This is a genomic window from Parasphingorhabdus pacifica (genome assembly GCF_054779195.1).
On the sequence record NZ_BAAGYS010000003.1, the window covers coordinates 1 to 15,518 of the forward strand.

Genomic DNA, 15,518 nt, shown 5'->3' on the forward strand with positions numbered 1-15,518 from the left:
CCACAGTCACCCATCGGGCCACCCACCACGAACCGACCCGTCGGGTTGATCAGCAGACGAGTGTCGTCGTTGGCCAGGCCGACCCGCTCGATCTCCGGAGCGAGGACCTTCTCGCGGATGTCCTTGTCCAGGGTCGCGTCCAGGTCCACGTCCTCGGCGTGCTGCGTCGACAGCACCGCCGTGTCCAGCCGCACCGGCTGGTCACCGGCGTACTCGATCGTCACCTGGGTCTTACCGTCCGGACGCAGGTACGGCAGCGTGCCGTCCTTACGCACCTTGGTCAGCCGACGGGACATCCGGTGCGCCAACGCGATCGGCAACGGCATGAGCTCGTCGGTGTCATCGCAGGCGTAACCGAACATCAAGCCCTGGTCACCAGCACCCTGCTTCGCGATCTCATCGATCACGCCCTCGACCCGGTTCTCATGAGCGGTGTCCACACCCTGGCCGATGTCCGGGGACTGCGCATCGATCGCGACGTTCACGCCACAGGAATTGCCGTCGAAACCCTTGTCCGACGAGTCGTACCCGATCTCCAGGACCTTGTCCCGCACGAGCTGCTGGAAATCGACGTAGGCGTCGGTGGTGATCTCACCGGCGATGTGCACCTGGCCGGTGGTGATCATGGTCTCGGCGGCGACGCGGGACCTGGGGTCCTGCGACAACAACGCATCCAGGATGGAGTCACTGATCGCGTCGGCCATCTTGTCCGGGTGACCTTCGGTCACCGACTCACTCGTGAACAACCTACGGTTGATCTCACTCACGGCTGATCCTCACCTCGCAGCTTTGCAGCTTCGATCCTTGCTTAATTCGGGTGTCGTCTTATTTGGGGGGATGTCGTCGTTCGAGATGTCCTCCCGGCTCCACCGTCATGCTCGGGCGTGGATGATCCCCCACGCCAGGTTTCCGCCCTTGCCGCCGGCAACCCAGTTCTGCAGACCCGTCTTCATGCGGGTCCGGTAGTCCTCGCTGATGTAGTCGGCCAACTCGGCCTCCTTGCTCTGGAGGACCTCATGAACGCGGCCGTAGTGCAAGGGCAGGTACTCGGTCAGGTCTTCGAACTCGAACGTCTGGAGACCCAGCCTGGACAGCTCGCGGCGGTAGAACGCGGGCGAGCCCATGGAGTCCAGGTGCAGGCGGTCCAGGATCGGCCCGAGGGCCTTCTTGTCCGCGCTGTCCGCGGCCATCGGGTCGGTGAACACGAAGGAGCCGCCACGCGTCAGAACGCGCGTCGCTTCCTCCATCACCCGCTCGCGGTCACCGCTGTGCAGGATCGCGTCCTGCGACCACACGAGGTCGAAGGCGTTGTCCTGGAACGGGATGTCCTCGAACGAACCGTCCGCGACGTCGATCAGGTGGTCGAGTCCTTCTGCCTTGTTGAACTCGATGTTCCGAGCGTTCTCGACCTCGCTCAGGTTCAGGCAGGTGACCTTGCAGCCGTACGTACGAGCCAAGTACCGGGCCGCACCGCCGTAGCCGGCACCGATGTCCAGGACTCGGGTCTCGGGCGTGACCTCGACCTTGCCGGCCATCCGCTCGACCGTCCGGCGCGAAGCGGTGTCGATGTCCTCGTCCGGTGTCTTGTAGAGGCCGACGTGGATGTCGTTGCCTCCCCAGACGTGGTAGTAGAAGTTGTCCGCGTCCTCGGAGTTGTAGTAGTCGCGGGCGGTGTGCACCGCACTCGAGTAGACGTCGGAAAGCTGGTCCTCGGTACGGTAATTCTTCTCCGCAACGTGAATGAAGAAGTCAGGCTCGGTATCACCGTAGGTTTCCTGAAAGTCACCGTAGGTGTCAATCCGCTGGAAACCGACCTCACGCATCAGTCGCCGCGTGTAATTCTTTCGCAGCGGATACATGTTCAAGTAGAACTCGGACTTGTCCGGGTAGGTGTACTTGAATCGAGCAAGTCCGTCATCCACGTGGTCCGGCTCGGCGACAACGTCCTCGCCGGCGTAGTAGTACGTGTGCTTGCTGCTGAACCCGTCATCCAAGATCGAGTCGTAGTTGCGCTGATCAAGGATCAGCACACCATCGTGCTTGAGCATCGCGTAGAACTCCGCCAGCGTCTTGCGGCGGTCCCGCTCGGAGAACAGGTGTGTAAACGAGTTGCCCAGGCAAATGATCGCGTCGTACTCACCATGCACGTCACGGTTGAGCCAGCGCCAGTCCGCGTGCACCACGCGGAGGATGTGACCGCCGTAGCTCAGGCCGTTGTCGAAGGCCTTGGCCAGCATCTGCGGGCTGCCGTCGGCGCTGACCGTCTCGAAGCCCTCCTCGAGCAGCCGCACCGAGTGAAAACCGGTGCCGGTAGCCACGTCGAGGACCGACTTAACACCTCGGGCCTTGAGCTGGTCAACGAAGAAGCTGCCTTCGCTTTCGTAGCGCTTCTTCCAGTCGATGAGGTCGTCCCACTTGTCGACGAAACCACCGACATATTCATGCGTGTAATGGTCAGATTCGCGCACTTCCAGCGGGTTCTCGCCGAAGACTTGCTCCTCGCGCCGAACCAGCTCGGCCGTGTCCTCGACCGCTCCGTTCCGATCGTCCTGAGACAAGTCGTCCACGCTCTTGGTCATACTCACTCCCACCACTCGCGTTGGTCATGCGCCACTGCAACCACTCGGGTCCGCGCGAATCCGCCCCGAGATCGTCTCGCGGTCGTGCCGGGTCGCCACTCAAAAGGCGACGCCTGCGACCGGTGTGGGCAACCGAGAAAACTCAGGTCGCACGCTAACACCAGTCTTCGCACTCAAGTCGGCACCTTTGCCAACCGGTTCCGACGCGAAATCCCTGCGTCGTGTTACTAACCTAGGCGAATTAAATCCTAAATCAAGCGTGCGAACGTGTGACGCTAATCACCGCAATGCGATGATAGCGTGATCCGGATAGTCACCCTGGGTGAATAAATCCACCGCCACCTGCGGGGATTCCAGCAACCTCAGCGCCAGAAGGCGATCTTCAGAGTGCAAAATTCATTTGGGTTGTGTATACTGCGCGTGCGCATTGCTTACCACAACAACTACAAATATCGCAACCGCCGATGCTGGCACAGTGAAATGATCTAGGCCATCCGCAGTGAGAGCGTTTCCCCTCTACGCCCATTCCATCGGCACGGGGAGCACGGATGTTACGATCGGATGCCCGTCCGCGCCAGAGTTTTCACTGAGTTTTTTCGGACGCGGCACCGAGCCCCCCGCCGGACCCTCGCGCACTCAGCCGCTGAGCTCGGGAAAGTCCTGGTCGGCGTACTCCTCCCCCGGTGCACCCGCACCGTCCCGCCGCAGGTCCCGCTCCCGCCCGCGCAGCTCCACCCGGCGGATTTTCCCGGAGATCGTTTTTGGCAGCGGCGCGAACTCCAATCGCCGCACCCGCTTGTACGGCGCCAGGTACTCCCGAGCGAACCTCAAGACCGCCAGCGCGGTCTCCCGCGTCGGCTCGTATCCCTCCGCGAGAACTACGTAGGCCTTCGGGACGGCGAGCCTGATCGGATCGGGAGAAGGAACCACTGCAGCCTCTGCAACGGCTTCATGCCCCAAAAGAATACTTTCCAATTCAAACGGTGAGATTCGATAATCGGAGGCTTTAAACACATCATCGGTGCGGCCGACATAAGTGATATAGCCATCTTCATCCTGGTATCCGACATCGCCGGTGTGGTAACGATCGCCACCGGTGACCCGAGCGTTGCGGTCCGCGTCGTCGGCATACCCGACCATCAGTCCGACCGGCCGCGGGGACAACTCCAGGCAGATCTCCCCCTCACGGGCCGGCGCATCGGAAATCGGGTCCACCAGGCACACGTCGAAGCCTGGCAGAGCGCGCCCCATCGACCCCGGCTGGACCGGTTGACCTGGTGTGTTCGCCACCAGCACGCTGGTCTCGGTCTGACCGAAGCCATCTCGGATTGTCACCGACCAGGCTCGGCGGACCTGTTCGATGACCTCCGGGTTCAACGGCTCACCAGCACCCACGACGATCCGCGGAGGAGTGGCGAGCGCGCCGAGGTCGGCCTGAATCAGCATTCGCCAGACCGTGGGCGGCGCGCAGAAGCTCGTGACGCCGCACCGCTCCATCTGCGCGAAGAGCCCTCCGGCGTCGAATCGCGAGTAGTTGTAGACGAACACCGTGGATTCGGCGTTCCAAGGTGCGAAGAAGTTGCTCCAGGCGTGCTTGGCCCAACCAGGAGAAGAGATGTTGAGGTGCACGTCGCCGGGTTGTAGCCCGATCCAATACATCGTGGAGAGGTGCCCGATCGGGTATGAGGTGTGGGTGTGCTCGACGAGCTTGGGTTGAGCGGTGGTACCGGAGGTGAAGTAGAGCAGGAAGGGATCGTCGCCTCGCGTGGCGCCCTCCGGCACGAACCGCTCGTCCGCATCGGCCGCCTCACCGTACGAGCGCCACCCGGCCGCCTCGCCCACCGCGATCCGGGTGTAGTCGCCCGGCACCTCGTCGAACTTGGCGGCGTCGGGGGCGGTCGTGACCACGTGGCGAGCATTCCCACGATTGATCCGATCCCTCAGGTCGTCGGGGCCGAGCAGTGTTGTCGCGGGAATCACCACCGCGCCAAGCTTCATCGCCGCCAGGACCGTCTCCCATAGTTCGACCTGGTTGCCGAGCATGAGTACCAGCCTGTCGCCTCGAACGACTCCCAGACCGCGCAACCAGTTCGCGACCTGGTTCGACCGCCGCGACAGGTCGGCGAAGCTCAACTTCTGCTCGCTGCCGTCCTCCTCGACTATCCACAGGGCGAGCCGTTCGCCCGAGATGGTGTCGAACCAGTCCAACGCCCAGTTGAACTCCGCCGGACGTGGCCAGCGGAACTCCGCTCGGGCCGTCTCGTAGTCCGACCGAGTGCGCAGCAGGAAATCCCGCGCGGCCAGGAACTCGGCGCCGCCCGCGGACATCGGGGCACCGTCGCTGCCGTGGCGGCCGCAGGACCCGGCAGAGCCCGGCTGGGGTTGACCGGACCGGGGTTGACCGGACTGGGGTTGACCGGACTGGGGTTGACCGGACTGGGGTTGACCGGACTGGGGGCCATGCGCTGCCGCTGCCACGTGACTGTCCTCCCGAAACGAGATTGCCGCCGAGCGATGTGGGCGTCGCCACAAATTAACCACGGGTGACGATTCGATTCCAGTTCGCACTGCCGCACGGTGATTCGGCCGGTTCGCCGACCGGTCTCCTACCGATGGACCTGGCATCCGGCATCCCGCGCCGGTCTCGTGGAGCCGGGATCGATCACGTATCCATGTAATCGCGCCACCGCCCGTGACCGAACTGTTTCCGAACCCGATCCGGCCGGCGGTCGACGAGCACCGGTTCCGATCCACTCGGGGACCCGTCGCGGCTCTTCGGCTTCGCGGCCGGTCGGCCGTGCCCTTCGGTGCACGGCGGATGAGCTGTCATCCGGCACAAGCGACACCCGTTTTGGGGATTGCGCCACACCGACCCTTTTCGTCACTGGTGACGGTCCGCGGAATCTCACTCTCCCCCGTCCGGCGCGCGTTTTCCCGTGAAAGTAGTTCCCCGCGCGGCAATGAATCTAGGATGCGTGCGTGGCCGACAACACGCAGATCCCCACGCCCTCCGGAACCTTCGACGCACTGACCTCAGGGCCCGACGACGGTCGGCCGGTCTTGCTGCTCCACGGCTTTCCCGAGAGCTCCATCCAATGGAGTGCCCAGCTCGAGGTACTGAGCCAAGCCGGTTGCCACGCCGTGGCCCCCGACCAGCGGGGCTATTCCCCCGGCGTCCGACCGGCTCATGTAGCCGATTACCGCATGGACGAACTCGTCGCCGACACTCTCGCGATCGCGGATCGGCTCGGGTGGGAACGATTCGACCTGGTCGGTCACGACTGGGGCGCGGGAGTCGCCTGGGCCACCGCGGCCGCGCACCCGGAACGAATCCGAACTCTCACCGCAGTCTCCGTTCCGCACCTGGATGCGTTCGGCAAAGCGATCGCCGAGGACGAAGACCAGCAACAGCGCTCGGCGTACATGCGGGTCTTCCGTGGTGCCGGCGCCGAGCGCACGCTCCTGGACGGTGGAGCGCGGAAGCTGCGGAAGGTCTACGAAGGACGGATTCCGGAGCATCACGTCGAAGACCACGTTCGACGGCTGTCCGAACCCGGCGCGCTGACCGCCGCGCTCAACTGGTACCGCGCGATGCCGTCCTCGTACGAGATCGGACCGATCAGCGTTCCCACCCTCTACGTCTGGAGCACGGAGGACGCCGCGATCGGGTCAACGGCCGCACTGGCCACCGAGCACCACGTGACCGGCGAGTACCGCTTCGAGATGCTCGAGGACATCTCGCACTGGATTCCGGAAGAAGCTCCCGAGGCGATGAACAAGTTCATTCTCGAGCACCTGCTCGCACACCAGGACTGAGGCCTCCTGGCCGGATTTCTCCGCACGGGGCGGAACTCGCCGCGGTCCCGGGTGTGTTCCCGTGCCCCGGAGCGGGCCGAACCGAACACCACTCCCGAACTCGCGTGCCGGCACCGCGAATTCGCCGGCTATCGGCCGCCCCCGAACCCGTGCACCGGTCGGCACTCGACCACCGGCCGATGTGGACTCAACCGCTCCGGGGGATGCCGGTTGCGAGGAAGTCGACCATGCCCGGACCGACCACGTCGAACACCGCCGGCTCGTGCCCGCCCGGCAACACTTCCAGGACAGGGGTGTTCTCATGAGCCGCCAGCAGCTGGTCGAGCCCTTCCCTGAAACCGTCGGCATCTCCGATCCAGGCGCCGATCGGTACCTCGCCGCCCAGGTCGTCGATGTGCTGCAACGGATCGTTCTCGCGCCACTGCTCTTCGGAGGAGAAGGCATTCTTCTCCCGCACGTCCTCCCAGTTCGCCAGCAGCGCGGGCGCAAGCACCGCCACCGCCGAAACCGGGTCATCCACCCGACTGCGCTCGATCGCGTAGCGCAGGGTGCCGAAACCACCCGTGGAGATGCCCGCACACGCGGTGGGAACACCCTTGTTGTGCGTGAAACCGCGCTCCCGGAGCCATCCCGGAACTTCTTCCATGAACATGCTCAGCAGATCACCGTTCAACGAACCATCGAAGTAGTACGGGTTGTAACCAGCCTCGGCCACGACGAATCCGAACGGCGGAATCTTGCCGGAACGGTGTCCGCGTTCCAACGCGGCGAGCGTGTCGTGGGGGACCGGGGTGGGGTGCATCCCGTCCCGGCCGTGCATGTAAAGCACCAACGGCAAGTCTTCAACGCCCCGCACCCCGGTGGGCACCGCGGTCATCAGTTGCACGCTCGTCGCCCGGTACCTCGAGAACACCACCTCGACGTTGACGTCCGGGAGGTCCGCTTCGAGCGTGGTCGGCTCGGTGTGCGACGCGTCTGTTGCCGGGGGAGCACTCACGGACGGGGCATTCAACGAGGAACAGGACGCCAATGACCCCATCGCCATGCCACCCGCTGCGGCCAACAAACGTCGACGATCGAACGTCGTGTTTCGCATCCGACTCCACCGGCTTACTCGTTCCCTCCCGGCGTCGAATCCTTCCACCGGCAGCGCCACGTTACCGGGCGCGTCCGGCAAGGCTGTGCTTGCCTCATCGGTACGGGACGACGAACATGGCGGCGCGACGACTTCGAGTGTGAGGAGCAACCCGTGAAGGGTGCGGAAAGCCTGCTGGCCACCGCGAGCGCGGCCGGGGTCGAGATCTGCTTCGCCAACCCCGGCACGACCGAGATCTCGGTGGTCGAGGCCTTCGACCAGACCCCTGGCGTGCGGACGGTGCTCGGTCTCTCCGAAGGCGTGGTGACCGGTGCCGCCGACGGGTACACGCGGATGACCGGCATACCTGCCATGACCCTCCTGCATCTCGGTCCCGGCCTGGCGAACGGAATCGCCAACCTGCACAACGCCCGTCGAGCCCGCTCCCCACTGATCAACGTCGTCGGGGAACACGCCAGTTGGCACCAATCCTCCGACGCTCCGTTGGCCAGCGATATCGAATCGCTCGCCGGTCCGGTTTCCGGATGGGTCGGCCGGACCACCTCGGCCGAATCGGCAGGGACCGATCTCATCCGGGCCCGCCAGGCCGCGCTGACCGAACGGCTGCCCGCCACGCTCATCGCAGCAGCCGACCACATGTGGAGCCAGGGCGGCGAGACCGCGGCCGTACCCGCGGTCCCCGAGCGCCCCTCCGTCGACGCCCAGCAGATCGCCGCGGTCGCCAAGGCGCTCACCGGTCAAGGGCGCCCGGCTCTGCTGCTCGGTGGCGCCGCGCTTACCCCGGGAGGCATTCGCACGGCCACGCGCATCGCGGAATCCCTCGGCGGTGAAGTGCTCGTCGAGATGTCGCCCGCCCGAATCGAACGCGGCCCGGACGTCCCCCCGGTTCGCGCGTTGCCCTACTTCCCGGAAGATGTACTCGAAACCCTCGAGGGCTTCTCCCACTTGGTCCTGGTCGGCGCGTCGACCCCGGTGGCGTTCTTCGGTTACCGGGGTATGCCCAGTATTCCGGTACCGACCGACACCCGCACGCACACGTTGGCCACGCCCCAGGAGGACGCCGTCAACGCGCTACGGGCACTCGCCGAGGCCACCGGGAGCGCTGCCGCGGAGCTGCCCGCGTTCGATCGTCCGGCGGTGTGCGAACCCGAGGGAGAGCTGACGCCGTCGGCTATCTCGGCGTCCATCGTGCTCACCCAGCCGGAAGACTCGATCATCGTCAACGAGGGCGTGTCGTCCGGGAGCGCCTATCCGAAGCTGGCCGCGAGTGCTCCCCGACACACCGAGCTCTCGCTCACCGGAGGTGCGATCGGGATGGGAATGCCCGTGGCCACCGGCGCCGCCGTCGCCTGCCCGGACCGTCCCGTCATCGACCTGCAGGCCGACGGCAGCGCGCTGTACACCCTGCAAGCGTTGTGGACCCAAGCCAGGGAAGGCCTCGACGTGACGACCGTGATCTGCGCGAACTCCCGCTACCGCATCCTCGAAGCCGAGTTGGGACGAGCAGGAGTCTCCCGGCCGGGTGCTGCCGCTAGTGATCTGACCTCGCTCGACGGCCCGGCGGCCGACTGGACGGCGCTGGCGGCCGGATTCGGTGTTTCCGCTACTCGGGCGACCACCGGCCCGGAACTGTCGGAGGCGCTCCGCCGAGCACACTCCGAGCCGGGACCGCACCTGATCGAGGCCGTGATGCCGGCGTGAGCCTCACGCGCGTGAACGCAACCTTGTTCGCTCCGCGCGGTCGATCAGCGAATGCCGCAATGCGAAGGACGCCGCCTCCAACCGCGAGTGCACTCCGAGCTTGGTCAGGATCGACTGCACGTGCGTGCGCACGGTGGTAGTCGAAACACCCATTCCCTTGGCCATCGTCGTGGTTTGCGCACCCTCGACGAGCAGCTCCAGGCACTCGCGTTCTCGGTTGGTCAGATGTGCGGCCAGCCTCAGCGCGTCCGTGGTCCCGGCCAGTCGTGGGGCGCGTTCCGCCGCGAGTTCGGCCACGATCTCGCCCGCCACGACGCCCTCGATGGCACGCACGAGAGCGCCGAGCCCGCACATCTTGTTCACGTAGCCGCTGGCACCGTCGTTGAACGCCCTGCGCATGCCATGGGCGTCCCCGTCCGCGGTCAGCACCACGACCCTCGTCCCGGGGCTGCCCCGGAGGAGCTCGCCGAGCACATCGAGGCCATCGCCGTCGGCGAAGTAGCGGTCGAGCAGACAGACCTCCGGTTCGTGCCTGCGAACGCTCCGGACGGTCGAGGTCAAACTGTCGGCTGTCTCCACCACGTGAAAGCCGCGTTCGGGCAGCGCCGCCACGAGCGCCTCCACGAAGATCGTATGGTCATCGCCGAGCACCAGATCCACCATCAACGTTCCCCCAGTCCTTGGATATCGGTACCGACTCGCCGGCCGCCTCCCCATGACGTACCGCGAGCCGCATCGAGTCAGCCGGTTATCCGCCTGTCCTCGCCTCCGGGAACGTCAACCGTGCCCGGGTTCCGCTCGACCCCGCGGGGCCGATGTGCACGTTCGCTCCGCAGGTCCGCGCCAGGCTGGTGACGATCCCGAGCCCCAGGGAAGCGGTTCCGGCGACCCCCCGCCCGAGCCCGGGGCCGTCGTCGACGATCTCCACAGCCGTGGAGGACGGCGGCACTCGCCTGAGCGTGACCTCGACCGTCCCCTCGGGCCCCGCGGCACGTACCGCGTTGTCGAGCACGTTTCCGAGCATCCGGCGCACCGTGGACCGATCACTGCGGATTGCGGCACCGGGACCGGGTAGCAGGTGCACCAACGTCGAGGTGGTCAGCGATGTCAATGTCACGAGCTGCCCGGCCACCTCGCGGAGATCGCACCATTCCACTGGTGTTCTCACCCGCAGACCGCGGTCCGCCAGCTCCAAGAGCTGTTCGAGCTCCCGGCGCATCAGGCGCACGCGTTCGCGAGCCCCCGGCGACAACGACGGATCCTCGTGGAGGCCGTCGGACAGGTAGGACAGCGTGGCCAAGCCATGTCCCAGGTCGTGCAGCAGGCCCCGCGTACCCGCTCCGCCATGCTCATCCTTCGTCCACGAGAGCGCCGACCGTTCCACGGCCGAGTCGGGATCCGTTGCCGAAGGCACGACCACTCCTTTCAACCGGCTGCCGCGGGCGAACCACTGCCCGTTTCTCTGCACGGAATATCGGGAATCCGGTGCGACTGTTGCAGGGTCGTGCAAATCCGGCACTTCGGCTACCTCAGGTGAAGGGCACCCGTGCACGACCTCCTGACCAGGTCATGTCCGCGTCCGCACTGACTACGAACGGTCGCCGGGAACGGCCCGGTAGGTGGTTTCGAGTATGCGAACGAGTGCGTCCAGGCCGTATCGGGCGTCGATTCGTTTCCGCGCCGCGACTGACCGCCGATCAGCGCCCGCGGGGTCGTCGAACACGCGGGCGATAGATCGGGCAAGCAACTCCGGGCACCGCGGCGGGACCAGCAGCCCGGTCTCCCCCGGCTGCACCACATCGCCGACCGCGTTGACCGCGGTGGCCACTACCGGAATCCCGCATACCATCGCCTCGACCACCGACAGCGGAAGTCCCTCGTAACGGCTCGGTTGGACGAACACGTCGAACGCCGGCAGCAGGTCGACGACGTCCGAGCGCTCGCCGACCAACTCGATGCGAGGACGTGGCACTTCGTCGGCCATCGCGCGGACCTGCTCGGCCCACTCGCCGTCGCCTACCCACACGCCGACCACGTTCGGCCTGCCGAGCATCCGCAGCGCGGATATGAAGTCCTCCGGGGCTTTCTGGTATGTCAGTCTTCCCACCGCGCCGACCACGGGCACGTCCGGGTCCAGGCCTAGCTCGCGGCGGGCGCGCAACCTGCTCGCGGACGACCGGGTCACGGCGTCCCGGTCGACCGCCACGCCCGTGGTCCGGACGCGTTCGGGCGCGACCAGCTCCTTGCGGATCGTCTCGGCGGCTACTTCGGTACCCACGCAGAGGGCGACGTCGGTGATCCGTCCAAGCCCGCGTTCGATGGCGATGTAGGCGTGCCGCCGGGCTCTCCCGTGGAACTCGTGGAACGGCAGGCCGTGGAAGGTGTGCACGATGCGGGGCACGCCCGCGTTCCTGGCCGCGATGCGACCCGTGGTTCCCGCCTTGGCGCAATGGGTGTGCACGACGTCGAAGGAGCGTCTCCGGAACAGCCGGGCCAGCCTGCCGAGGGCCAGCAGGTCGTGGGCCGGTGCGATGGGTGCACGCAGCGCGGGTTCCACGATCACCTCGAGCCCTCGTGCACGCGCCTCGTCGACCAGTCGGCCGTCGCAGCCGGAGACCAACGTGACCTCGTACTCGGCGGGGTCCAGCCCAAGAGCTCCCCGCAGCGCAAGCGTTCCCGCCCCGCCCGCGAGCCGGGTGATCACGGTCGCCACGCGGACACGTCGAGTGGTCACGGATCACCGCTCGCTTTCCCGGCGGTCCCCCCTCGGCGCAGGTAGAACGGGCGGTTCCGTGACCGCTCCGGAACCCCCGCCGCGAAAGCCCGCCGCGCTGGCCACGCTGATCGCCTCCAGCTGGCTGTGCACGTGCAACTTGGCGAGGATGCTGCGGACGTGCGTTCGAACCGTCTCGGTGGAGATCATCAGCGCGCTGCCGATCTGAGCGCCCCGCTTGCCGTCGACCATCCCGGCCAGCACGTCGAGCTCGCGGTCGCTGAGAACGTCGAGCGGGCCGTTTCGCTCTCCCGCTCTGCGAGCGTCCGCGCGCAGTTCGCGCAGCACCGCACCGAGCATCTCCGGCGGGAACCAGGATCGGCCACACCGCACCCCGCGAAACACGGCGGCGAGTTCCTCGACACCACTCTCCTTCGGCACCCATGCCGCAACCCCGGCACGTGCGGAATCGACGGCGTGCTGGACTTCGCGATCGCCGGTGAGCACCACCACGTCCATGGCGGGCCGCTCGGCCCTCAGTCCGCGGACGAAATCACCGGCAGCCGGGCCGAGCTGCTCGACGTCCACGGTGACGAGGTCGGGACGAAGTCGACCCGCGATCCCGGGCAACCGCTTGTCGGCCGTGGCGCACCGGCCCACGACCCACAGGTCCGGTATCTCCGAGAACCGCTTGCTCAGCGCTTCGGTGAGCATCACGTGGTCATCCACCATGAGCAGTCGCAACACATCCACCGCCCCACCGTGTCCCAGGACCTGCGCGTTGTCCTCATCCAACTGCACGAGACCGTCCGGCCGTCCCCCACGCCCCGGACACCGCACCCGCGAGGCGGCTCCGCTGCACGGCCTGTCCGCCCTGCGGGCTCAACCGCTGCGGCCCTCCGAAGCCACCTGCTGCCCGATCGCTCCGCTCTCGCCGGCAGTTTCGACCGTCCGACGGCGAGGGCTACGCCACCGGCCGGTGGAACGCGACCTCCACGCCCACGGCAGCGCGTAGAGCGCGATCGCCGAGTCCAGCACTCGCAGCACCAAGAAGAAGCACCCGAACAGCAGGAAGCGGGGTTGACGCAACAACGCGGCCACGGTCAGCGTCAACAACAGATCCGGGACGACGATGCCGAACAGGACCGCACCCAAGCTCACGTACGCACCGATAGCTCCGTGCAGGTCGGCGATCCACGGAACGGTCAGGACGAACGCGAAGATGTCCGGGATGACGAGGACCAACAAGATCAACGGCAGCAGGACGAGCATGATACTGCTGGTCAACAACTCCATGAGCAGCAACGCGAGCATCAGGGTGAACAAGTTGAGCCGGGGCGGGTGCAGCCGAACGGTCTGCCACAACCCGAGCGACCACCGCTTGCACTGGCGCACGTAGTCGTGCAGCGTTCCGGGGTCCTGAGTTGCTGCCACCGCCGATGGCGTGAAACCGACCTTGCCCAACCGCTTCTGATAGACCTCGAAGGTCATGTTGAAGTCCTCGATCACCAGTCCGGGCGGGTTGACCTCGATCAGAGGCAGGATTTCCGACCGGTAGAGGCTGGCGAAGCCGGGAACGATGTGCGTGGCGTTGACCCGCCGCCAGGTCTGGCCGAACTTCATCACGTACTGCGTCACCGAGTAGATGCGCTGCCGATGGAAGGCCACCAGCTTGCCGATGGGAGACAGGGCGCGGTCCTGCCACGACGTCTTGACGCACCCTGCCACCGCCGCCACCTGGGGGTCGTCGAACAACGGCAGGGCCGCCGTGAAGTAGCCGGGTTCGACGTGCGTGTCCGCGTCCAGCAGCATGACGATCTCGAAGCGGTCGACCAGCCGGAACCGCTGGATTCCGACCTGCAGAGCGCCGGCCTTTCCGACGTTGGCGTCCGTGCTGATCACGTTGACTCCGGCCTGTCTGGCCAGTTCGACGGTCCGATCGGTGGAACCGTCGGAGACGACGTGCACGTTGGCCGCCGGAACCAGCGAGGTGATCGCCTGCAAGCTGTCGATGATCACTTCCGCTTCGTTGTGGGCGGCGATGAGCACCGCCACGTCCGTCACGTCGAGATCCGTCCGTCGCCGCGCCCACCGGCGCCCACGCCGTTTGAGCCGATGCCGAACGACTCGACGGCGCCACTTTCGATGTCGGTGTCGCGGGCGCGACGATCCCCGCGGGGTACGTCGCCCCGTCCCGGATCCCGACGCCCGCCGAAAGCGCACAGTCCCGTCTAGGATCCGGAGCAGACCGATCGTGCCCCACAACGTGAAGTTCGCTCCGAAGGCCACGATGGCCAGCACCCACCACGGAATCATGTCGATCTCCCCGCCGCGCGCTCCCGCGCTCCGCTCCGTCAGTCTCCGACCGGCAAGCTCTTGTCCAGGTGGGACCAGGTCCCGCTGTCCTCGTACCCGTACATCCACAGGTAGACGCCCCGAATACCGGCTCCTCTGGCCGCTTCGAATTTCGCCTTCGAGCTCACGGCGTTCTCGAACCACACCTCGTGAGTGCGTCCCCGACCATCGGTGTAACGGAACGACGGCGACTGCGTGCGGGGATCGTAGGTGGTCTCCGCATTGTGCTCGGTGGCCAGTTGGAACGCCTGCAGCCAAGTCACCGATGTTCCCCGCCCATCCACCCAGTCGTATCCGTAGAACGGCACTCCCAAGACGATCCGTTCCGCCGGAATCCGGGATTTCGCGTACTCCAGCACCTCGCGAACCCAGCCGATCGGAGCCACCGGGCCCGGCGGCGAGGTCGGCCAGTGGAAGTCGTACGCCATCAACCGCACCTGATCGGCCGCTTTTCCGATCGCGGCGTAATCCTGCGCGACGTTGCGCTCGTCGTAACCGGACTCGTTGGTCTTCGCGAACAACGCCACGGACAGCGTCTTGTCCTCGGCGTGCAGTGCCGCGGCGAGGTCGGTGATGAACGTGGTGAACACTTCCCTGTCGGTGGCCCGCAGGTTCTCGTAGTCGACGTCGATCCCGTCGTAGTCCTCCCGCTCGACGATCTCGACGATCTCGCTGATGTGCCGGTTCCGCAACGCCGGGTCGTGCAGCATTCGAGCAACCTGCTCGTAGGCCCACCTGCCATCGGTGATGTTGGCCAGCGAAGGAACGAGGGGGATGTCGGCATCGCGGAGCTCGTCGAGCTGCGCACTCACCTCGTCGGCCATGTCCGGAGGGTGCTGGCGGATTATCTCGCCGTTCCGGTCGAGACCGTAGATCCACGGCGACGCTTCGTTGATGAGCTCCTTGTTCTCCACCACAGTGTCGGTCCCGTTCGTCAGGTTCCAGAACGGGAGGGACGCGACGACCAGCGTTCCCGGCCCCACGGGTGCGTTGGATCGGGGCACGACCATCACAGCGACGAGGGCGATCGCCGACGCGATCAACAGGATGAACCAGGCCGAGCCCGCCCACCGCGGCGGCATACCGCGCTTCGCCCGGGGCGCTCCGGTCGCTCCCGAATCGGAGGCGATGTCGGAACCGCTTCCGTCGCCGGAATAGTCCTCGGTGGACCGATCCGGTTCCCGGCGGGAGAACCACCGTACCGGTGAGGCCTTCCGCATGTGGGACCGGATGCGTGTCGTCACGTGCTCTGACATAC

Annotated in this window: 12 protein-coding genes; 2 read left to right on the forward strand and 10 right to left on the reverse strand. The window is 66.2% G+C overall.

Features of this window, described 5'->3' with window-relative positions; all coding sequences use genetic code 11:
• From metK to ACYVAN_RS02840, 3 genes are all read right to left on the reverse strand, one after another.
• A partial coding sequence (gene metK, locus ACYVAN_RS02830) for a methionine adenosyltransferase (RefSeq protein WP_460955285.1) occupies window positions 1–767 on the reverse strand: 767 nt, incomplete at its 3' end.
• Window positions 768–872: 105 nt separating this feature from the next.
• A complete protein-coding gene (locus tag ACYVAN_RS02835) occupies window positions 873–2,579 on the reverse strand; it encodes a glycine/sarcosine N-methyltransferase (protein WP_460955287.1) in 1,707 nt (568 codons plus the stop codon).
• Window positions 2,580–3,215: 636 nt separating this feature from the next.
• Window positions 3,216–4,907, reverse strand: a complete 1,692-nt coding sequence (locus ACYVAN_RS02840) for an AMP-binding protein (protein WP_460955289.1) — start codon at window positions 4,905–4,907, stop codon at window positions 3,216–3,218.
• A gap of 651 nt (window positions 4,908–5,558) precedes the next feature.
• On the opposite strand from ACYVAN_RS02840, the gene ACYVAN_RS02845 reads away from it, so the two are divergent.
• On the forward strand, window positions 5,559–6,395 hold the full coding sequence (locus ACYVAN_RS02845; RefSeq protein WP_460955291.1) for an alpha/beta fold hydrolase: 837 nt from the start codon (window positions 5,559–5,561) through the stop codon (window positions 6,393–6,395).
• Window positions 6,396–6,582: 187 nt separating this feature from the next.
• On the opposite strand, the gene ACYVAN_RS02850 is transcribed toward ACYVAN_RS02845, so the two are convergent.
• Window positions 6,583–7,491, reverse strand: coding sequence for an alpha/beta hydrolase-fold protein (locus ACYVAN_RS02850; RefSeq protein ID WP_460955294.1), 909 nt, complete (start codon window positions 7,489–7,491; stop codon window positions 6,583–6,585).
• A gap of 153 nt (window positions 7,492–7,644) precedes the next feature.
• Between ACYVAN_RS02850 and ACYVAN_RS02855 the strand changes: the two genes are divergently transcribed.
• Complete coding sequence (locus ACYVAN_RS02855; RefSeq protein ID WP_460955296.1) at window positions 7,645–9,192, forward strand: acetolactate synthase large subunit; 1,548 nt, start codon at window positions 7,645–7,647, stop codon at window positions 9,190–9,192.
• A 3-nt stretch (window positions 9,193–9,195) separates the two neighbouring features.
• Here the strand turns inward: ACYVAN_RS02855 and ACYVAN_RS02860 are convergent, their stop codons facing one another.
• The 6 genes from ACYVAN_RS02860 to ACYVAN_RS02885 form a co-directional block, all read right to left on the reverse strand.
• Window positions 9,196–9,855, reverse strand: a complete 660-nt coding sequence (locus ACYVAN_RS02860) for a response regulator (RefSeq protein WP_460955298.1) — start codon at window positions 9,853–9,855, stop codon at window positions 9,196–9,198.
• An 85-nt stretch (window positions 9,856–9,940) separates the two neighbouring features.
• Window positions 9,941–10,606 (reverse strand): sensor histidine kinase, encoded by a 666-nt coding sequence (locus ACYVAN_RS02865; protein ID WP_460955300.1) that lies wholly within the window; start codon window positions 10,604–10,606, stop codon window positions 9,941–9,943.
• A 174-nt stretch (window positions 10,607–10,780) separates the two neighbouring features.
• The gene (locus tag ACYVAN_RS02870; protein WP_460955302.1) at window positions 10,781–11,926 is read right to left on the reverse strand and encodes a glycosyltransferase family 4 protein; all 1,146 of its coding nucleotides are present in this window, start codon (window positions 11,924–11,926) and stop codon (window positions 10,781–10,783) included.
• 3 nt (window positions 11,927–11,929) lie between these two features.
• On the reverse strand, window positions 11,930–12,706 hold the full coding sequence (locus tag ACYVAN_RS02875) for a LuxR C-terminal-related transcriptional regulator (RefSeq protein WP_460955304.1): 777 nt from the start codon (window positions 12,704–12,706) through the stop codon (window positions 11,930–11,932).
• 81 nt (window positions 12,707–12,787) lie between these two features.
• The gene (locus ACYVAN_RS02880; RefSeq protein ID WP_460955306.1) at window positions 12,788–13,969 is read right to left on the reverse strand and encodes a glycosyltransferase family 2 protein; all 1,182 of its coding nucleotides are present in this window, start codon (window positions 13,967–13,969) and stop codon (window positions 12,788–12,790) included.
• Between the two features lie 290 nt (window positions 13,970–14,259).
• Window positions 14,260–15,516, reverse strand: a complete 1,257-nt coding sequence (locus ACYVAN_RS02885) for a glycosyl hydrolase family 18 protein (protein WP_460955308.1) — start codon at window positions 15,514–15,516, stop codon at window positions 14,260–14,262.
• Window positions 15,517–15,518: the final 2 nt, after the last annotated feature.

Coding starts and splice junctions, on each gene's coding strand:
- ACYVAN_RS02835 (WP_460955287.1), bottom strand. CDS start 2,579: ATGACCAAGAGCGTGGACGACTTGTCTCAGGACGATCGGAACGGAGCG.
- ACYVAN_RS02840 (WP_460955289.1), bottom strand. CDS start 4,907: ATGTCCGCGGGCGGCGCCGAGTTCCTGGCCGCGCGGGATTTCCTGCTG.
- ACYVAN_RS02850 (WP_460955294.1), bottom strand. CDS start 7,491: ATGCGAAACACGACGTTCGATCGTCGACGTTTGTTGGCCGCAGCGGGT.
- ACYVAN_RS02860 (WP_460955298.1), bottom strand. CDS start 9,855: ATGGTGGATCTGGTGCTCGGCGATGACCATACGATCTTCGTGGAGGCG.
- ACYVAN_RS02885 (WP_460955308.1), bottom strand. CDS start 15,516: ATGTCAGAGCACGTGACGACACGCATCCGGTCCCACATGCGGAAGGCC.